Below are 19,828 nucleotides of genomic sequence, written 5' to 3' on the forward strand. Positions count from 1 at the left end.
GAAACGGGATGCCAGTCTGATAGAGTGGCTCGACACCCTATGAAATAATGTGAAGGACGTGGCGAAATGTTCCCCGGTATTACGGGCGTTCGCCGCGTTCCTGCGCATTACCGCGACCTCGCGATAAACGATCTTATGCGCAGCTGCGCATAAGATCGCGAAGGCCCCGGCATAGGCGTCGTAAATCCGCACCTGGTCGGGGGTAAGCTTGTGTTCGACGAGTTCGTACTCGACGCCTTCATAGGAGAGCGAACGGGCTGAATAGAGTCCAAGCGCCTTGAGGTCGCGCGCCAGCACTTCCATCGCCGCGACCCCGCCTGCTTCAATGGCCGCGACGAAATCGGTGCGCTTGTCGAACGGGAAATCGGCGCCGCCCCACAGGCCAAGGCGCTGGGCATAGGCTAGGTTCTCGACCGTAGTCGCCCCGGTCGCCGAGACGTAGAGCACACGGGCATCAGGCAATGCGTGCTGCAGGCGCAGCCCGGCGCGGCCCTGCTGTGAGGGAGCGCTGTCGCCCCGGTCGGATTTGCCGCCACCGGCGTTCTGCATCGCATGGCTCTCGTCGAAGACAATAACCCCGTTGAAGTCGGTTCCGAGCCAATCGACGATCTGTGCAACGCGCGAAACCCTGCCTTCGCGCGCGTCGGAGCGTAGCGTGGCATAGGTCGTAAAAAGGATGCCCTGCTCGAGGCGAATGGGCGTTCCCTGCCGGAAGCGAGCGAGCGGCTGGATCAGCAAGGGCTCCTGCCCCAGCGCGCGCCAGTCGCGCTGGGCGTCTTCGAGCAGCTTGTCCGACTTCGAAATCCAAACGGCGCGGCGGCGGCCCTTGAGCCAGTTGTCGAGCAGCACCCCTGCGACCTGGCGTCCCTTGCCCGCGCCGGTGCCGTCGCCGAGGAACCAGCCCTTGCGGAACTGGACAGCGGTGCCGCAATCGTCGGGCGCGGCCTCGACCTTGTCGTAGGTGGCATCGACGATCCAACTCCCGGCGAGATGTCCGCTATGCGCTTCGCCCGCGTAGATCACGGATTCGAGCTGGGCGTCGGAGAGGAGACCCTGTTCGACCAGGCCTTCAGGCAAGTGTGGACGGTAGCTGGGCTTGGGCGGCGCGACCGATGCCATGGCGGCGGACTGGACGAGGCGGGTCGGATGCGGTTGCGCGCCCGCGATCCGGATCGATTGCAGCACATAGGGCTCGTAGAGCGCGTCGGTCAGGCGGCCTCCACTGGTCGCTGCCCAATCGACGGTGTCATAGTCGAGCACGGCTCCGGCCGGTTCAACCGGCGGCACGGCAACAAGGCAAGGTTTGGGAGCGGCGGCGCGGCGGCTAGCGCTAGCGATCTTTCCCGGCGACGGGATCGCAGGCAAGACCGCAACCGGCGCCCGCGTTGGCAGTGCATCGACCAGCATTCGCAGCAGGCTTGGCAGATCGGCGGCCATCCCGTGCGATGGCGGAAAGCTGCCGGGATCGTCCGCAGGCAGCTTGTCGATCACGGTCAGCCGGGTCTCGAAGGTGGTGCCGTGGCTGGCGTAGATGCTGCCCGCGATCGGCGCGCTGAACACAATGCGCGCTTTTTCCTGCAAGCGAACGAAGCAGTCGTGCCAGGCCGCATGATCCGGCGTACAACTGCTCCCCGTGATCGCAACGAGCCGCCCGCCTTCGGCAATTCGGGCCAGCGCCGATGAAATATGCCGGAAAGCGGCATCGGCGACGCGGGTCTCGACGCCGAGCGAGGCCGAGAACGGTGGGTTCATGACGATGCACGTCGGCACCACGCCAGCATCGAGCCGATCGTGGATCTGCGCGGCATCGTGCGCGGTCACGCTTGCGCGCTCGAACAGATGCCGCAGCAGTTCAAGCCGCGTGTCGGCGACCTCGTTGAGCGCGAGGCCTGCGCCGGCAAGTTCGGCCTGTATCGCCAGCAACCCGGTGCCCGCCGACGGTTCCAGTACCAATTCGCCCTGTTGAAATTTTGCGGCGAACCCTGCGACCCAGGCGAGGCCAAGCGGCGTCGAGAACTGCTGGTATTGTACCATATCCTCGCTGCGCCGGGTGTGGGTGGGGGCGAGCCGGGCAATACGTTGAATGAGCTTCAGCCGCTCGAACGGGTCGGCGGTCTTGGCGTGGATTGCGGGGCCATAGCGGCGCAGGAACAGCAACTGGGCGACCTCGACCGCTTCGTAGGCGGTCTTCCAGTCCCAGGCCCCGCTGGCATCGCTTGCACCAAAGGCCGATTGCATGGCGGTGCGAATGGCGGGAGCCTCGATCCGGCGACCGGCGGCAAGATGCCCGAGTAAGTCCTGGGCGGCTGTAATGATGAAGCGGGCAGTCTGGTCCGGACGAGCGGAAGCAAGCGGGCGCACGGCGGCACCCGCCAGTGGCGAGTTGGTCATGTCATGATCCTTCGATTGGAGGTGTGGTGATGCCTGGCCGCGCTCAAGCGGGCGGAATGTAGGCCTCGTAAGGGTTGCCGGGTGCGAGATGACCAAACGGAGTCATCACATAGGCGTCGCCATCGCGGCCGACTGCACATAGGACATAGCGGGTCTCGCCGCTGCCGAACTCGGTGCATTCCATCAGCGCGAGGTTGTCTTCCCGAGCTGCCCTCAGCAGCGTTTGGAAGTTGGCGCGGGCATATTCGGGGATAGCCATCGGTGGCTCCTGGTTTTGGGAATATCGGGAGATGGCGGGGCGACCGGAGCCGCCCCGCGCACCGGTTCACTCGGCGGCGATCGCCAACGGATCGAACTCGCCATCCTCATCACCCAGGAAGTCGGGCAGGTCAGTGTCAGGCGCTTCCTGCTCGGCAACTTCGGCGACTGGCAGCCGCAGCGGTTCTGGCAGCCAGCCGGTGCCGTCGAGCAGCCGTTCGGCCTCGCGGGCCATGTCGCCCTTCTTGAGATGTTCGATCAGCACAGCGGTCGCATCGCCCTTTGCCTCGCGCACAGCTTCGATGATCCGGGGCTTGGTGACGCGGCCGAGGTAGTTGTCGACCGTGGGGGTCCAGCCCGCTTCGGCCATGTCGAGCCCGACCACCGTGGCGAGCGCATCGGCGGCGGCGATCCGTTGGGCGATGCCGTGCGCCGAGACCTGGCCACCGTAGCCCTTGACGGGCTCGAACAGCGCATTGACCCCGAGCGAGACGCAGTGGGCGAGCAGTGCCATCTGCTCGTCATGGGCGAGCGCGGTTAGCATATCCCACAACGCACCCGGCTCGTCGGGCAGGCGCGCCGCCCACTGCTCGTGCCGATCCTGGATTGCCAAGCTCCACGGGGATTTGCGCAGGTCCGGGGCAACGTTGCCGAGCCAGGCCTGGGTGACGCCGATCTGCACGCAGCCATGGGTCCCATGCGAACGGAACACCGACAGGGTTAGTGCGTGGAGCACGGCAATGAACGCCACCTGCGAATCCTGAGCGAGAGCATTGCGCAGCGCCACCGTGCGCACGGCGGTCAGTTCGGAGACGAGCCGGTCGGGCAACGGACGGATCGTGTCGTCCTCGTCTTCACCCTGGTGCTCTTCCTGGACCTGACCGCCAACGCTGATCGCCGGGCCGGTCCCCTGCTGGCCTGCTTCGACATCGACCGATGTGACCTGGTTCTCGGCAATTGGTTCGTCCTCAGGCCGAACATAGCCGCGATCGATCCGCAGCCGGCCGTCGTGGGCCAGTGAGACGAATACGCCTGCGCGCGCCATCTCTTCGGGCTCATAGACCACCGGGCGAGAGGTAAGCGGCGTCAGTTCGGCGTCGATCTCGGTCAGCCGGGCATCGACCTCGTCGGGCAGGTCGCAGCCGTCGCGATATTCTTCGTCGATGGCATCGTATTCCTCGACCAGTGCATCGAGCCGCGCCTGTTCCTCGTCGGTCAGGGGAACGGTGGTGCCGATGATCCGGCGCTTGCCGCGCTCGCAGCCATAAGGCAGGTCGATGGCAGCCTCGACCCATTTCCAGCCCTCGGCGCCGATTTCCTGCGCTGCTTCATTGAGCTTTTCGTTGACCAGCAGTTCGACCAAGGCCGGATCCTGCAACCAGCCATCGTCGCCCTCTGAGAACAGGTCGCGCATCACGTAGCCGCCGGCCTCGGTATAGGCGTCGATGCCAATGAACCGCACGCGGCGGTCACTGGCGGCAATCGCCTGTTCGGTCAGCAGGCGGCGGATCTGGTGCGCGGAGATGTACTGGCTTCCGCTCACTTGTTCCCAGACCTGCTCCTGGCGGGCATGGTTGTCGGTGACCGAGAAGGCCATGAGCTGTTCGAGCGTCATGCCGTCCTCGCCGTAGATGTCGAGCAGGCTCGTCGCGACCGAGGCAAGCCGCAGACGCTGGCGCACGGTCGAGACCGAGACGAAGAACCGCGCCGCAATGTCCTCTTCGCTGAGGCCCGCCTCGACGAGCGCGCTGAACGCGCGGAACTGGTCGAGCGGGTGAAGCCCCTCGCGCATGACGTTCTCGGCGAGCGAGTCTTCCTCGGCGATGCCGCCCTCGCGCACCACGCAGGGGACCGGCTGGTCCTTTGCCATCCGCTTCGACTTCACCAGAAGCTCGAGCGCGCGGAAGCGGCGACCACCGGCCGGCACCTCGAACTGACCGGTCTCATGTCCATCATCGTCCAGCATGGCGCGGACGTTGAGGCTCTGGAGCAGGGTGCGGCGGTAGATGTCTTCGGCAAGGTCCTCGATCGAGAGGCCCGCCTTCACGCGCCGGACGTTCTTCTGGCTAAGCACCAGTTGCGAGAACGGGATGTCGCGCGAGGAACTGAGCACGAGCTTGGGAACAGACTTGGTCATGGCAATTCTCCATGACGGGCGCCGGGAGCCTTTCTCTCGGCCTCGACCCGTCACGAAGCGAAGCGCCGCCCTCTCACTCTGGAGAAAGCAGCGCCACGCTGGAGAAACACCGGGATCAGCCAGGCTCAGTGGACCCGGTCGAGCAGCTTCTTCGCCTTGCCTTCCATGTCGAGCCGGGCGTCCTGGTGCGCCTTGTCGCGGGCCAGCGCGGTGATCCCCTGCACGAAGTCGAAGATCGATTCCGGTGGGCGGCCTTCTTCGGCGAGCACCCGTTCGATGATCTTGCCAGTCTCGGCCTTGGAGAACCCGCGCGCCCGCAGGAAATCGCTGCGATCCTCGTCGGTCCGGGCAACGATGCGTTCGCGCGCCGCCTTGATGCCGTTGACGAAGGGCAGCGGCGAGGAGTTGGCGAAGCCTTCCAGCGCCGGGGCGGCTTCATGGGCGAAGCGGTTCGCCGCATATTTGCTGTGCCGGATCGAGATTTCCTCGAAATCCTCTACGCCCCACAGGTTACGGTTCTGGCAAACGGCGCGGAGGTAGAAGCTCGCCATGCCCAGCGTCTTGGCTCCCACCTCGGAGTTCCAGCAGTAAAATCCGCGGAAGTAGAGATCGGGCGATCCGTCGGGCAGGCGCCCGGATTCGATCGGGTTGAGATCGTCGACCAGGAACAGGAAAACGTCGCGATCCGAGGCGTAGAGCGTGGTCGTGTCACGCGTGATGTCGACGCGCGGATTGTACACGCCGGTCGACCAGTCGAGGACGCCCGGGACCTTCCAGCGGGTGTCGCCCGTGCCGTTACCTGCGATCTTCTGGACTGCTTCGACCAGTTCGTGGTCATAGATGCGTCCATAGTCGGGGCCGGTGACAGCGCGCAGTTCCAGTCTGCCGTTGTCGGTTTCCAGTGTCTTGATCTGCTCGGTCCGGTTCGAGGTCAGTCCGTACTGCAGATTGATCGCCGCCAGCGGCGCTGGAAGCTGACGGAGGTAGGAAGCGGGAGCGCCGACTTGGCTTGCGAGCTGGCCGAAGCTCCAGTGGGTCGGCGTGACCGGTGCATCCGCGCCGGGCAGGACCAGCGCCAGGCGCTCGGGATCGTTGCGGCTCGCCTCGACATGGATGAGCGCGCTTTCGACGACGCGGGTCCGGCTGCGCTCGGAACGCCCGCGCACCGATCGCGCCAGACCATTGAGCGAGAGAAACCGCTCATCGTCGGGCCGCGAGAACCATTCCGACGACACCCGACCGACGCGCTCGCCGCGGGACACATCGACCTTGTAGCCGCCGCTCATGTCGCGGCGCGCATCTAGAACCTGCATGTTCATTGGAAATCTCCATGACGGGCGGCCGGGAGCCTTTCTCTCGACCCTCATCCCGTCACGGCGAAGCCCGCCATCCTCTCACTCTACCTGCTGATGCTGGGCGTCGCGCAAGCAGCCAGCGAGATTGCCATGACAGGAGACCGCACCCTGAAGGGAGGCGGTGGTTGCTACCTTGCTCGTGCAGGCGGAAAGGCGGGGCCTGTCGGCTTTCCAAGCCTGCTCATGAAACCATGACTGCCGGTTCATAGTGCGTGCGGGGCCTTCTTCAATGGGCATCGCGCCCTCAGGAGCAGGCCGCGAGGACTGCGGGACAGAGCGCGTCACTAGCCCCGCTCTGATTCTCGGGGCGTTGCGGGGCAGGCTGTGCTAAAACCCACGGAGCGGGCAAGCCTGTCCGGCGATCCTGAAGCCGTTTCACGGGCAAATGGCGTTGGCCGAGAGCGACCAACGCCCGAAATTAGCCGGCCGTCTGTTGAAAACCGGGGTGCAGCCGGGAAGCGGAGTGGCGAATCTAAAGCGCCGGCTTTGGAATGGCCACCGTTTCTGGAGTCGGCTTCCTGCCGTGCATGAACGCCTGGACCATGAACCATGCGAACGCGAAGACGCCGAATGCGAACACGACATCGCCGGGCACCCTTGCCCAGACCAGCGCCTGCATGATCGGGCTATGGATGAACTCCGCTGAGCGCGCATAGGCATAGCCGTGCTCGATGCTGGCATAAGTTTGCAGGATGCCCTGCGGGAGCAGCGACAGGAAGGTCATCATTCCAAGGCCGATATTGAGCGACCAGAAGGAGATCCTGATCCATTTCAGGTTCCATCGCGTGACGTCGGTCAATCCACGCATGCAATAGAGCGTGAGCCCCAGGCCGAGCATGCCATAGACGCCGAACAGCGCGGCGTGGCCATGGTTCGCCGTCGTGTTCAACCCCTGCATGTAATAGAGCGCGATCGGTGGGTTGATGAGGAAGCCGAACAGGCCGGCGCCGACCAGATTCCAGAACAGGACGGCGGCGAAAAACATGAACGGCCAGTGGTAAATCCGTTCCCACTCGGCTTCATGCTCGACCTTGTGCCGCGTATAGGCTTCGAAGCCGACCACCAGCAGCGGCACCACTTCCAACGCCGAAATCATCGCGCCGACCGCGATCACCGACGTCGGCGTCCCGCTGAAATACAGGTGATGGAAGGTCCCGAGCACCCCGCCGAACAGGAAGATGATCGTTGCGAACAACACCATCACGGTGGCGGTGGAGGTTCGCAGGATGCCCATCTGGACGAACAGCAGCGAGATGATGGCCGTGGCGAAGACTTCGAAAATGCCCTCGACCCACAAATGCACCACCCACCAGCGCCAATATTCCATGATGGCGATGTTCGTATGCTGGCCCCACATCAGCCCCGCGCCGTAGAGCAGCCCGATGGCGAGCGCTGACACCAGCACGAGATAGATGAGGGACTTTCCGCCCTCCCGTCGCAGCACGGGCCAGAGCGCGCGCACTACCAGCGCCACCCAGAGGAACAGGCCAATCAGGAGGTAGATCTGCCAGAAGCGGCCGAGATCGACATATTCATAGCCCTGATGCCCGAACCAGAAATTCGCCGTCAGACTGGTGAAGAAGCGGTGGACGGCCGCCCATTGCCCGGCAAAGGAGCCGATGACGATGACCAGCAGGCTAACGAACAGGAAATTGACGCCGAGCCGCTGGAACTTGGGGTCGCGTCCCCCGAGCATCGGCGCGACATAGAGCCCGGTCGCCAGCCATGCCGTGGCGATCCACAGCACCGCGAGTTGCGTGTGCCATGTGCGGGTGATCGTGTAGGGAAGATATTCTGCAAAAGGCAGGCCATAGAGCCCTTGTCCCTCGACCGCATAATGAGCGGTGACAATGCCCAGCAGCACCTGCCCCACGAACAACGCGCAGACGACCCAGAAATATTTCGCGGTAGCCCGCATCGACGGTGTGATTACGGCCTGTCCCAGAAGATCAGAGGTCGCCATGCCGCCCTCGGGCAGGATGTCGCCGCGCCAGACGTCGAACTGCTTGGCGTAATAGGCGATGAGTGCGCCTGCCGCTGCAAGCAGCAGGATGACCGAAGCAAGGCTCCACAACAGAGTGCCGGTGGTTGGGCTATTGCCCACCAGGGGTTCGTGCGGCCAGTTGCTGGTATAAGTGATGTTCTGGCCCGGACGATCGGTGGTCGCCCCCCAGGCCGTCCAGAAATAGAAGGCGGTAAGCTGCCGGGCTTCCGCGGCCGACAGCTCGCCATAGACCGGGAAGGCATAGTCGCGGCGGAGCTTAAGCGAGGCAGGATCGCCGCCATCGTACAGGCTGACGAAATGCTGCTGCACCTGCCGAATTGCGCGCGCGCGGGTGTCGCTGACCGTGATAGCGCCGGACGCGGGGTCATAGCTGTTCCTGCGCATTTCCTCTTGCAGCGCGGCCTTTCGCATCGCTTCCGCCTGCGTGGGGGACACGCCCGCGGGGAGCGGAGTGGCCGATAGGGCGAGCAGTGCCTCCGCCTCGCGGTGCAGCCAGTCGGCGCTCCAGTCGGGCGCCAGATAGCTGCCATGGCCCCAGATCGAGCCCTGCTCCATGCCGCCGATCGACTGCCAGATATTCTGGCCGGTCTCGATGTCCGCGCGCGTGAACAATGTCTCGCCGCTTTGGGACTTCACTGCTTCGGGAATGGGCGGCGCCTGCTGGTAGATCTGCTGCCCGAGCAACAGTAGGATTCCGAACATGACCACCATGCCGACCGACAGGATGATCCACAGCCTTTTGATGCTGAATGTCGTTTGATAGCTCTTCATGCCCCAAACCCCCTCTGTTCAGAATAGTCCGTGACTACCGCCTACCGCGCCCAAAATTGTTATGATGCTGACTGCAAGTAATAACTGATGCAGCCGGATCATTCGAGCGAAATCCGCCTCTGGTGACTGTGTATTGCCGAGGCGGCGATGGAGATGCAGCGGCTCGATGACGAACAACATCAGCGCAAACACGGTCCAGAGCGCGACCATCAGGTGCATCCACCAGAACCGGCCGTCGAGGAAGCGGCTCCACAGATCGGCGCGCGCCACCAGCCACAGGCCACTTGCGCCGGCAAGTAGAACCCACACGCGTGCCTGCCAGGCAAAGCGCGCCTCCATCTGCTGAAAACGGCGCAAGCGATCCTGCGGCAGTTCCGTTGCCTTAAGCGTCGGCATCAGCACCCAGGTGACGAAACCGACGCCGCCTATCCAGAACAGGACCGCGATGACATGCACCGTGCGAGCAAGGGCGAAGTCATCCACGGTCCGCGTCTTCGACAAGCTCTGGGCGTTCCCGGTAGAACTCGACCTGCATCGTCATGGGGCCGAGCGGAACGACATGATGGGTTGCTTGCGGCGGGATGATCGCGGGCCTGTCGGGCGTCACGAGCTGCTCGCTCGGCGGATCGACGAAAACGAGCCGCACTTCGCCCTCCAGCATCCGCAGGAGGCCCCAGGTGCCTGCTTTGGTGCGATGATCGTTGCGCAGCGCGTCGGGTAGGCTTTGCTCATCGAAGATCGGCGATGCGCCGTAGGGGACCGGTGTCACGACGCGGCCCTCGCGGAAATGGCGGCCAGACCGCCCCGGTCGATCTTGATGCCGGTCAGCAAGCTCTCGCCAATGCGTTGCGCCGCTTCGCCAAACCGGTCCGCGACCGCTGCGTTCGGCGCGATCCGGTCAAGCGTCTGGTCCCAAAGCGACTGCCAGCGCGCGAAATGCGCCTCATCAAGCTCGCCGATCGCGATATGCTTGCGCATCGGATTGCCGCTGAACCGACCGGATTCGAGCATGATCGAGGCCCAGAAATCCTTCATCCGCGTCAAATGATGCGGCCAGTCGCCGATGCGTTCAGCAAAGATCGGACCGAGCATGTCGTCCTGCCGGACGGTGTCGTAGAACCTCTCCACGAGCCGCGAGATGAAAGCATCATCGATCCCGCAGGCGAGCGCATCCGCCATCTTGCGCGCCCGCGCCTGCTCGGCATGGTTCGACGTCATTGCCTGCCTCGACTCGATTAAGATGAATTTCCTATGCATGGTTTACGCGCCTTGGCGGATAAAACCAATATATGATATGCATCTTTTATGAGATTGTCCGTCCAGACCGACTATGCCCTTCGCACATTGATGTTCCTGGCCGTGAAGGACGGCCACCATTCGATCGCCGAGATCGCACACGCATATGGCATCTCGAAGAACCATCTGATGAAAGTGGCGCAGCGACTGGCCGCGGAGGGATTTGTCGAGGGTGTGCGGGGCCGGAGCGGGGGCCTCAAGCTCACGCGGCCCGCCAATGCCCTGAACGTCGGTTCGATCATGCGCATCATGGAAGACACCGGGACATTCGTCGAATGCTTCGACGCGGCGACCAACAGCTGCGTCGTGACGCCCGCATGCGGCTTGCGCCATGCCTTGGCAGGCGCGCTGGAAGCTTTCGCGCGACACCTCGATCAGTTCACCATCGCCGATCTCGTACCGGATTCCAAAAGCTACGGGTGGCAGCTCGACGCGCAAGCGGCCACTGCTTCGACGTAACGGAGAACCCGGCGCTTCTGACCTGATCCTTCTCGGAAGCCCGCAACATCTGTAATGAGTTATTACGCCACCTGGCGCAGATGTTCAAAGCCAATAACAAGCTTTTACTCATGAACCTGTCAGTGTAGAATCCAATTATCTTCCCATCTTCCGCGCCGGGGTGTGCATGAGTTTTATTGAGGGACTCGCGCGAGATCAGGTCAGCCTGCTTCCTCCTTGTGTTGATGACTATGTTTCCCCGGACGCATTGGTCCGAGTCGTCGATGCTTTTGTTACCAGCTTGAACTTGGCTGAGCTTGGCTTCGGTCGCGCTATCGCTGCGGTCACCGGCCGCCCTGGATACCATCCAGGCGATATGCTCCGGCTGTACATCTGGGGCTATCTCAACCAGGTTCGGTCCTCACGCCAATTGGAACGAGCGTGTGTCCGCGACCTCGAAGCGCTTTGGCTAATGCGCCGGCTTGCCCCCGATTACCGAACGATCGCCTCCTTTCGTCATGACAATCCGGAAGCCATTGTCGGCGCCAGCGCTGCATTCATCCAGTTCTGCCGCGAAACCGGCTTGATCAGCGGTCGATTGGTCGCGCTGGACGGGACGAAGATGCGCGCGGTCGCGAGCTCAAAGAACATCGCTGGCGCCGACCGGCTTGCCCGTGACGTTGCGCACACCGAAAAGGAGATCGCCTACTACCTTGAGCGGCTCGACATCATAGATGAGGCAGTGGACCAGGGGTTCGACGATCAGCCCAAACATCGGGAGGCGTTCACCACTGCGATCGAGACCCTCGGGCGCCGCAAGGACAGGCTCGTGCGCCGGCAGGACATCCTGAAGGATCGCGACGAGACGGCTTTGGTCTTTGGCGAGTCCGACGCGCGGCCGATGGGCTATGGACGTTCTCCCAAGACACCCTGCTACAACATGCAAAGCGTGGTCGATGTAGATAGCGGCCTGATCATACATCACGACGTGACCAACGAGGCAAACGACAGCCAGCTCCTGCATCCAATGTCGATGGCGACGATGGAGGTGCTTGAGGTTGACGAGCTCAAAGTCCTGGCCGACGGCGGTTACTCCAACGCCCAGGCGGTCGCGCAATGCGAGCGCGACCATATTGAGGTCGCGGCGCCGATCAAACGCGGTGCCATGAGCACCGATTTTTTCCGGCCAGCGCAGTTCGTGTATGATGAGGAGACCGACACAATCCGGTGCCCCGCCGGCAAGACGTTGAGACCATCCGGCAAACATACCCGCAACCGTGCGATCCGATATAGAACGTCTGCATGCAAAGACTGTCGGCTGAAGAGCCGATGCACGTCCGGCGCCCAACGGACCATCCATCGGTTGTTCGACCAGGCGGCGCTGGATCGTATGGAGGCCAGAATCTACGCGGATCCGAGCTTGATGGTGACCCGCCGATGTACTGTAGAGCACCCCTTCGGCACGATTAAACGGATGTCCGGCGGCGGAAGGTTCCTCACGCGAGGTCTCAGAGCGGTAAAGGCCGAAGCGGCTCTCTCGATTGTCGCCTTCAACATCCTCCATGCAGTAAATGCCTTCGGTGCCGAGCGACTGACGCCAGCGGGGTGAGGCGCGCGTCGCGGTGCTGGCGGCGGCGGATTAGACGAATGAGTTTTTGCACAGCCTGGGGGTGTCCCCGCATGAAGGGGTAGGCGGAGACAGCGTAGCGGCTCCGGCTCAGGGGAAGGCATTCCCCTTCCGTTTGCGGGATTTCGTTCCTGTTATGTTTGCCTTCTTGAGACATTCAATTATGGTTACCTAATGACAAGTCGACCTAACCTTCCCTCATCGCTCGAAACGATACGCACGAGTCTTCAGGCCAGGGCAATTCTGGATGTGCTTGCCAAAGAAGGCGGAACGAACAGCAGGTTTCTGGAGACATGGCTCGCTACGATTGGCCTCACGGCATCGAGCCGCACCATGGCCGATCTACTGGATCGCCTTGAAAAGGACGGGCTGGTTCGACTGGAGCAGGTGGACACTTACCGCGTGGTCCGGATTCGGCGATTTGGAGGCGAAGTCGCATCCGGTTTCGAGACTTTGGACTGGATTGCCAAGCCCGAACTTCCAGAGTGACGTAATCGTGAGCCGTCATCAGCGCACCATCCTGATCGCCGATTTCGAACTTCCTCGAGGTGCGGTCCCGATCGAGCAGTTGATGGACATGCCCCGCGCCGGATGGGATCACCTGCGATCACAGATCAACGTGCGGCGACGCGAGGATCGGTCCAAACCACTCGCTCGGTGCAGGATCTGCGAAGGTGGCGTTTTCATCAGGGTGCAAGCGACCAGGGACGGACACATCCCTATGTACGCGCACTACCCGGAAGCGGACAGGCAGTGCCCCTGGTACGAAGGCAACAATCTGCGCCCCGATGACGCTCGAGCGGCTCAATACCAGGGACATCAGGAATCCGCGCTGCACCGCCGACTCTGTTCAACAATCGAGCAGCTGGTCAAGGCCGATCCGCGTTGCACGCACACTGCCGTGAACACCTACTTGCGGCCCGAAATCCACAAACGTGGTCGCTGGCCGGATGTCTATGCTGACCTGAGCGACCTCGGGCGCTTTGCGCTTGAAGTGCAGCTGTCGAAGCCGTTCGCACCGGAAATCGCGGCCCGGCATGTTCATTATGATGCCGAAGGGGTCGCCCTGGTATGGATCTTCAATTCACTTGAAGACCCTATGCCTCAGGGGTTCCATGATGTCGTCGCCATGCAGCGCGGCAATGCTTTCGTTTTCGATGACGAGGCAGAGGCGGCATCGATCGAGCGTGGGACGCTGGTCCTGAAATGCTTCCTGGAAGATGGTCTTGGCGGCTGGCGTGAGCCTAGAATGATCGGACTGGATGAGTTGCAGACGGGCGCAGGACGGTCAGCCTTTGTGGAGGACTGTCGGTCAGAGGCCTTGAAACTGCGCTGCAAGCAGCATCGGTTGCGTTGGTGGGATGCCATGAAAAAGGCTGGCAAGGAACGGCCGAACTCGCCGGAATACAGCGAACACCATGAAGATGGCTGGGCTGACATGAAGGCCGCTGTTCCCGGACTGTGGCAGTGGGAGCGGGATTTTTGGACAGAGCGGTCCCACCGTGCCCGAGCACATACCGCAGTGCTCTACGCGATCTTGTGTTCGATTGCGCACAGCGCGGAGGCCGGGCGACCTATACTTCATGTCACCAAGTTCTCCGGCGACAGCGCCGTTTTGTCGATGCTGAACAGCAAGCTCAGCGGAGCAGATTTCAAACACTGCGCCAACCTGATCGAGACCTTCGTTCGAGCAACGGCCTTGTCGGATTTGCTCGAAAAGCCCTCGCTCAGGCGGATAATTGCGGAAGCCCAGGCGACGGACGCTCAGGTCAAGGAGGACCATCCGCTGTGGCGAGCCATGGCACGCCTGTTCCCGGAAGTGCTGGATGGCCTGGTCAGGGCGGAGCTTGACGATCTGGGGCAGTTGCCATGTTGGGCATCTCCAAACCCCAAAGAACCGATCGCCGACCTGGCGGCCGCGAAATGAAGCCGCTGTTCTCGCAGGCGGAACTCGAAGCGATCGCCGGTGCCCTCGGCGATACCGACATCGGTTTGAAGGGCGCGGAGATCGAACTGCTCATTGCCACGTGCGGCATGACCGATCCTGGACCGATCACCAAGCGCACGAGAATCTACAACGCATTCGCGGACAGCCAGAACCAGAGGCGGGATCGCACACGGATTCTCGGCTTCATTCGGCATGCCATGAAGCCGGCGCGCTATATTCGCGAACCCGAGCGCCTCGAGCCGATGCGGACAAAATTGAACTTCGCACTGGCGTTTGCCGGGCTGGTCGTAACCGAGGCCGGCGCACTCGAATCCGTCCCTGTCGCAACGACACTGACCGAAGCCCAGCGCCGGGCAAACGAATTGCGGTGCGACCTTGAAACGAGAGGTGTCCATGCGGATGTGCTCGTTTTCTGCCGCGCCGAGCTGGTAGCGGACGACTATTTCCATGCGGTCCAGGAGGCCGTGAAGAGCGTCGCGGCGAAAATGCGGGCGAAGACGGGCTTGACCGATGATGGCGCGACGCTCGTGGATCGCGCCTTGGGCGGGGCTCCTCCAATGATCGCCATCAACCCGCTTTCGAGCGAAAGCGAACGGGGCGAACAGCGCGGCTTTGCCAATCTCGTGAAGGGAACTTTCGGCATGTTCCGCAACCCGACGGCGCATGAGCCCCGCATTCATTGGCCGATGTCCAAGGGCGACGCGCAGGATCTTCTGACGCTGGTTTCCCTGATCCATCGTCGCCTCGATGCGAGCCACATGCCCGCGCGCGGATAGGCCACGGCAAGCCCGGCGTAACATTGGTCGTTGCGCGGAGCCTATAGCCGCGGCTATCGATTCCTCATGGCTTCGAGACCGCTTCGGGACAGTGATGTCAGGCAAGCCGCCTATCGGCGGCTGCTCACGCACGCCCAAGCGTGTCCAGACACCTTGGTTATCGACGAACTCGGCCTCGATCATGGCAGTTGCCGGATCGATATCGCGGTGATCAACGGCCACATCCGAGGCGTCGAAATCAAGGCGGAGGCCGATACACTGGACCGCCTGCCCCGACAGGTGGCAGCCTACGGCGAGGTCGTCGACAAGGCCCTGCTGATCGTTGATCCCAAACATCTCGCGGCAGCCATGACTTTGGTGCCCGACTGGTGGGGTGTGATGGTCGCCGAGCGAGGCACGACCCAGGGAGTGAAGTTTCGCCGTGTTCGGGCCGAGCGAGCGAACAAGGGCATTGATCCGCTTGTCCTGGCCCGCCTGCTTTGGCGCCCAGAGGCCCAAGACATCCTTCGAAGCCTTGGCGTTCCTGAACGTGATTTGCGCGCACCCCGGGAAGAGCTATACCAGCGGCTTGTGTGCTTGATGCCTTTGCGAAAGCTGTCCGGTGCCGTGCGCGCCGCGCTCAAGTCCCGGACAACCTGGCGAGATCAGCAACCACTTTCGTGATGTGGTGATTGGTCGCGACCCACTTCCAGGTCGTTGGATTGCCCATCTTCTCGGTTCCAAGCCGACATCCATCGATATACTTGGACCCCTCCGAGAACGCGCTGCCTGCAAAGCGGCCTGAAGCGACGAGCGCACCGCACAGGCCTGGATAGGCGTGGTGGTTGTTGGACTTCTGGCGTTTTGCTTTTGCCACCAGCCAAGCGTCGTCGACGGCATACCGGACGTTCGGCGAGCCGCGCATGAAGCGCATGTCGCCCTTTGGAAACTCGACGGCGGCCACAGCATAGTCGCCGAAGCCCGGCCGGCGGACAGGATCAGGAAGTGCCGCCATGAGCGCTTTATAGAGCAGCCACTCGCGCCGCGGCAGGAAGTCCAGTCCGTATTGGAGGGTGGTCAGGCTGTCCGGGAACGAGGTCGCCAGCATGGTCACGGACTTTGCCGAGGCAAAAATTCCGCCACTCGCCAACACCGAGGTGATGATCGCGATCAGCGGGTCTTGAGGATCGAATTTCGGATTCCCGAGATCGAGCAGAATGTCGACTGCGTCCGCCGGGCATCCCAGCTGAGCCAACAATCCGCGAACATTCGCCTCGAAATCGGGATCGAGTGCTTCTTCGAGCCCGCACCGCAATCCAACGCCACGGCCGTCTGCAGCGATGATTCCCTGAACGCTCTGCTGATAGCTGGCATCGCGATCCAGTGCTGTCACGGGAACCAGGTTCAGTCCCTTCGCACGGGCCTCATCGAAGATGAAGGCGAGCGGGTGCCGCCCGTCGCCCATCCGCGTCGGCGGATCGATCTGTACGCCATCGACCAGTGCCGGGCGACCGGGCCAATGATCTTCGATCTGCTTGGCGAACGGCTTTAACTGCTCGTCGATGTGCTTCTTGGGCTGACGCAGCGCGAAGTCGTAATCGGGAGGAAGCACTTCGATCAGCGGCACAGTCCTTTGGCGGCAGGCGTCGCTCAGCCGCTTCAGCGCCCTGTATTCGCCCGCGCGCCAGCGAAGAAGCGGAACGTAGTAGTTGGGAATGGCCATTGTACCCCCTTACAATCCGAATTGCCGCCGGACCTCGCCCGAGCCCACCATTGTTCGAAGCAAGGTATAGTCGCCTGCATCTCGCCGCACGCGACCGGCGATCACCGCGGGTGCCACGCCGAAACGCTTGGCATCGGTCTGCACAGCTTTTTCGGTTTGGGTGAAGCGCGACACCGCAAGGTTCCAGTTCGCTTCCGGGATCAGCGCCTCCTGCGCGAAATAGTCAGCGTCCTTCTCGACCTTGTCGGTTGCCGGTGAATCGTTGTCGTCAAAGATTGCAGCGTATTCACCCAAACGGATGTGCAGCTTGAGGTGTCCGATCTCGTGAAGGAGCGTGAACCAGAAGTTGTCGAGCCGGTCATGGCGAAGCGTCATCGCGACAATTGCATGGTGGTCGGCCGACGCCAGTGCGGCTCCATCAAGCAATGTGCCAGGCAGGTGACGTTCGATAACCAGCGATATCCCAGCATCGCGTAGGTAATCGACTGCGAGGCGCGGACCACGGTCGTCTAAGCTCAGAGCGACAAGGCCCCGGACCCAGTCTGCCGTGATGCGATCCCGATCAAAGGATTGTGCGGGGGGATTGCGATCGGCAAGCGTCCGAACGCGCGCTTCCCATGCCGCGATAGCAGCTTCATGCACCTGTCCGTTCGACCGAACCGACTTGCGGTGCAAGGCCATTGGCTGAAATTGCGAATGGGCACCATGCAGGAATGCCGGGATCAGATCGCCAGCGGCCTTCTTGGCTTGGGCAAGTGTGCCCGAAAAGTCGTCGAACCATCCTCGCTTGTACATTTCGGCGAGCGGGAAGGCCTGCCAGACCGCAGGATCGACACTATCGAGCTTCGGACTGCCGACCAGTTGAGCGCGTTCGACGATGCGCACGTTGAGGGCATCGGCAACTTCGGTCAGGCGGTCGAGGCTCGCCATGCGGTAGCGGTCGGACTCATAGCGCTGGATCTGCTGCTCGGCCACGCCAAGGAAATCCCCCAGGTCCTTCTGGCTCATACCTCGCGCGATGCGCGCCTGGATGAGGATGTCCGGAAGGTCATGGAGGCTCTCGGCCGAGAAGGCGGAGATCTTGCCGGCGCGCAGGTCCTCATAGAACCGGACCTCTTCCGCCAGTTCGTCGATCTGGCTGCGAAGGGCCGAGCGTTGCGCCTTGGCGAACACTTCCGGGAAATTGTCAGTGGGGGCTTCCAGGGCGGCAACGGAGCCTTCCAGCTTCTCAATCGAAGCCTTGGTAGACCTGTACTGCTTTTCATTGGTGATCATGGCGTCGCTCCTTTCAGCGGCGCGAGCGGGATGCGGAGAATACCCTTGGGCTGGCCTGACGATTTCTCGACCTGGAAGAAGTCGAGGAATGGGCCGCTCGGACCATTGGGCATCCCGGCAATAAACATCTCGCCGAGGTATTTTGCTTTTTGCGCTGCGCGTTTGTTGTCGAAATCGAGAAGGACCGGATCGAGCTTGGCCGGATCCACCCCGACATGCTCCCAGCAGCCGTCATAGTCGCCGGGGTGGGGTTTCGCGGTTACGAAGCTCCCGTCCAGATAGACGTAGCTACAACCGGCGGAGGCAAGAGCCTGGGCCATGCGGACAAAGCCATCGAACAGCCACTTGCGGTGCGGTGTCGTCGCGAAGCGCGCCTCGACCTCAGCAAGGGTCGTCTCGTGAATGCCTGGCGGCAGCACGGCCCAAGGGCAAGGCGAGCCCAGCTCGATCAAGTCCGGTATCATGAACACAACAATATAATTGTGTTGCGCGCTTGTCGAGTCTGATTTTGTTCTCGCCTAATGCGGAGAAAACTGCGGGGTTCTGGCTACGCGGCGAAGCGGAGAATGGTGGACTCGCGCCCGTTGAGGAGGTTTGCGATCTTAGTCGAGACGCGTTCGACAGCGAGTCGCAAGGCCTCGTCGATGTGGACGTAGTTCTGGGTCGAACCCCGCGCGCCATGCCCGAGGAGCGCCTTGATGGTCAGTTCCGAAAATCCCATGTCGCCCGCGACACTGCCGAAGGTATGGCGGAGCACATGCGGCGTGACGCCCTTGATCCCTGCGATTGCGCACAAGGCGCGCAGGGTTTCAGGAACGCCCGAGTAGGGCCGATCAACAAAGTCCGACGGGAAAAACAGCGACAGGCTACGCTTTTCTGGCAGGGTTTTCAGCAACTGGATCGCTGCCTGGCCGATCGGGCGCACTTGCCCATCGGTCTTGGTGTCGGGGAAGTGGACATATCCGCGGTCAGCGTGGAGCCAGCTCCGTTCCATTCCGATGACCTCGGAAATGCGGTAGCCGGTCAGCAGCAGGGCTCGGACTGCGGCGAGGCCGGTCGGATTTTCCTCGTTCCGTTCCGCGACTTCCATTGCTTCGCCCAGCGCTCGGATTTCAGTAGCACTGAGCCGACGCGTTCGGGGCTTGCCGGCGATCTTGCGGACGCCCGCAGCCGGGTTGTTCTCTACGATGTCATAGCGAAGCGCATGGGACAGGAGGCTTTGCAGCGTTGAAACCGCACGACCGGCAACGCCCGGCCCACCGGCCGCCTTGCCACCACGTCCGCCTTCCTTTCGTGGCTTGGCTGTCTTCCCAGCAACGATGTCCATCTGCATCTTCTCGATGTCTGCGATGCGCAAGGCACGGACCTGCCGAGTACCGATCAAAGGCACGATATGCGTCTCAATCCGGCTGCGATCCATGGCCAGGGTCGAAGCCTTGATCGGCCTGTGCTTGCGACCGAGGATCGTCCCGGCTTCGGCGTTCTCAAGATACCAATTGCAGACTTCCCGGATCGTGATGGCCGCCCTGGACTGCGCTCGCTCTTCAGCCGGATCTGCACCGCCGACAACCGCCGCCAGTTTCAGGATCGCCTGCTTGCGCGCCTGCTCGACAGTGAGGACGCCATAGCGACCGATAACGATCCTGCGACTGCGCCCTTCCTCGTTCCGGTATTGAAGGACGAAGGCCTTGAGACCCGACGGGATGACGCGGACGCCAAATCCACGCAGCTCAGAATCCCACAGGAAGGCCTGTCCCTTCGCAGGGATCGCGAGCGCGTCGATAGCTGTCTTGGTGAGCTTGCCCATGCCAGCTTGTCCTTTCGGACATTTTGCTTACACAAGCCGGAG

Annotated in this window: 18 protein-coding genes; 6 read left to right on the top strand and 12 right to left on the bottom strand. The window is 62.4% G+C overall.

Translation table 11 applies throughout. From position 1 onward, the window contains the following. The 8 genes from EH199_RS17405 to EH199_RS17440 form a co-directional block, all read right to left on the bottom strand. Positions 1-2,391: strawberry notch-like NTP hydrolase domain-containing protein (locus EH199_RS17405; protein ID WP_190287325.1), on the bottom strand; the 2,391-nt coding region annotated here is incomplete at its 3' end. A 43-nt stretch (positions 2,392-2,434) separates the two neighbouring features. Beyond that, positions 2,435-2,650 carry a DUF6117 family protein gene (locus EH199_RS17410; protein ID WP_124810490.1) on the bottom strand — a complete coding sequence of 72 codons (216 nt, stop codon included), beginning with the start codon at positions 2,648-2,650 and terminating at the stop codon, positions 2,435-2,437. A gap of 66 nt (positions 2,651-2,716) precedes the next feature. Then, entirely contained in the window at positions 2,717-4,786 is a 2,070-nt protein-coding gene (locus EH199_RS17415; protein WP_124810491.1) for a ParB/RepB/Spo0J family partition protein, read from the bottom strand. Positions 4,787-4,911: 125 nt separating this feature from the next. Further along, entirely contained in the window at positions 4,912-6,105 is a 1,194-nt protein-coding gene (locus tag EH199_RS17420; protein WP_124810492.1) for a DUF932 domain-containing protein, read from the bottom strand. Between the two features lie 508 nt (positions 6,106-6,613). Beyond that, on the bottom strand, positions 6,614-8,917 hold the full coding sequence (locus EH199_RS17425) for a nitric-oxide reductase large subunit (RefSeq protein ID WP_124810493.1): 2,304 nt from the start codon (positions 8,915-8,917) through the stop codon (positions 6,614-6,616). An 18-nt stretch (positions 8,918-8,935) separates the two neighbouring features. Then, positions 8,936-9,400, bottom strand: a complete 465-nt coding sequence (locus EH199_RS17430) for a hypothetical protein (RefSeq protein ID WP_107396190.1) — start codon at positions 9,398-9,400, stop codon at positions 8,936-8,938. Then, on the bottom strand, positions 9,393-9,686 hold the full coding sequence (locus EH199_RS17435; protein ID WP_012115018.1) for a DUF1971 domain-containing protein: 294 nt from the start codon (positions 9,684-9,686) through the stop codon (positions 9,393-9,395). The genes EH199_RS17430 and EH199_RS17435 overlap by 8 nt, the downstream gene beginning before the upstream one ends. Next, positions 9,683-10,135 (bottom strand): group III truncated hemoglobin, encoded by a 453-nt coding sequence (locus EH199_RS17440; RefSeq protein WP_107396135.1) that lies wholly within the window; start codon positions 10,133-10,135, stop codon positions 9,683-9,685. Before EH199_RS17440 ends, EH199_RS17435 begins: the two co-directional genes overlap by 4 nt. 87 nt (positions 10,136-10,222) lie before the next feature. Between EH199_RS17440 and EH199_RS17445 the strand changes: the two genes are divergently transcribed. The 6 genes from EH199_RS17445 to EH199_RS17465 all read left to right on the top strand — a co-directional run bounded on the left by EH199_RS17445 (position 10,223) and on the right by EH199_RS17465 (position 15,665). Next, a complete protein-coding gene (locus EH199_RS17445; protein ID WP_107396134.1) occupies positions 10,223-10,672 on the top strand; it encodes an Rrf2 family transcriptional regulator in 450 nt (149 codons plus the stop codon). A gap of 166 nt (positions 10,673-10,838) precedes the next feature. Next, entirely contained in the window at positions 10,839-12,260 is a 1,422-nt protein-coding gene (locus EH199_RS17450; protein ID WP_124810494.1) for an IS1182 family transposase, read from the top strand. A 351-nt stretch (positions 12,261-12,611) separates the two neighbouring features. Further along, the gene (locus EH199_RS24460; protein ID WP_190287326.1) at positions 12,612-12,767 is read left to right on the top strand and encodes a hypothetical protein; all 156 of its coding nucleotides are present in this window, start codon (positions 12,612-12,614) and stop codon (positions 12,765-12,767) included. 7 nt (positions 12,768-12,774) lie between these two features. After that, on the top strand, positions 12,775-14,205 hold the full coding sequence (locus tag EH199_RS17455; protein ID WP_124810495.1) for a hypothetical protein: 1,431 nt from the start codon (positions 12,775-12,777) through the stop codon (positions 14,203-14,205). Then, positions 14,202-15,002, top strand: coding sequence for a TIGR02391 family protein (locus tag EH199_RS17460; RefSeq protein ID WP_124810496.1), 801 nt, complete (start codon positions 14,202-14,204; stop codon positions 15,000-15,002). Before EH199_RS17455 ends, EH199_RS17460 begins: the two co-directional genes overlap by 4 nt. Before the next feature lie 66 nt (positions 15,003-15,068). Beyond that, a complete protein-coding gene (locus tag EH199_RS17465) occupies positions 15,069-15,665 on the top strand; it encodes a sce7726 family protein (protein ID WP_148092162.1) in 597 nt (198 codons plus the stop codon). On the opposite strand, the gene EH199_RS17470 is transcribed toward EH199_RS17465, so the two are convergent. The 4 genes from EH199_RS17470 to EH199_RS17485 all read right to left on the bottom strand — a co-directional run bounded on the left by EH199_RS17470 (position 15,622) and on the right by EH199_RS17485 (position 19,786). Further along, positions 15,622-16,704, bottom strand: coding sequence for a beta family protein (locus EH199_RS17470; RefSeq protein WP_124810498.1), 1,083 nt, complete (start codon positions 16,702-16,704; stop codon positions 15,622-15,624). The genes EH199_RS17465 and EH199_RS17470 overlap by 44 nt on opposite strands. A 9-nt stretch (positions 16,705-16,713) precedes the next feature. Beyond that, on the bottom strand, positions 16,714-17,979 hold the full coding sequence (locus tag EH199_RS17475) for an XRE family transcriptional regulator (RefSeq protein ID WP_124810499.1): 1,266 nt from the start codon (positions 17,977-17,979) through the stop codon (positions 16,714-16,716). Continuing rightward, a complete protein-coding gene (locus tag EH199_RS17480; RefSeq protein ID WP_223806741.1) occupies positions 17,976-18,431 on the bottom strand; it encodes a hypothetical protein in 456 nt (151 codons plus the stop codon). Before EH199_RS17480 ends, EH199_RS17475 begins: the two co-directional genes overlap by 4 nt. A 95-nt stretch (positions 18,432-18,526) precedes the next feature. Continuing rightward, on the bottom strand, positions 18,527-19,786 hold the full coding sequence (locus tag EH199_RS17485) for a site-specific integrase (protein WP_124810501.1): 1,260 nt from the start codon (positions 19,784-19,786) through the stop codon (positions 18,527-18,529). Positions 19,787-19,828: the final 42 nt, after the last annotated feature.

Origin of the sequence: Novosphingobium sp. LASN5T (assembly GCF_003856955.1) — a bacterium.
Taxonomy (GTDB): Bacteria; Pseudomonadota; Alphaproteobacteria; order Sphingomonadales; family Sphingomonadaceae; genus Novosphingobium.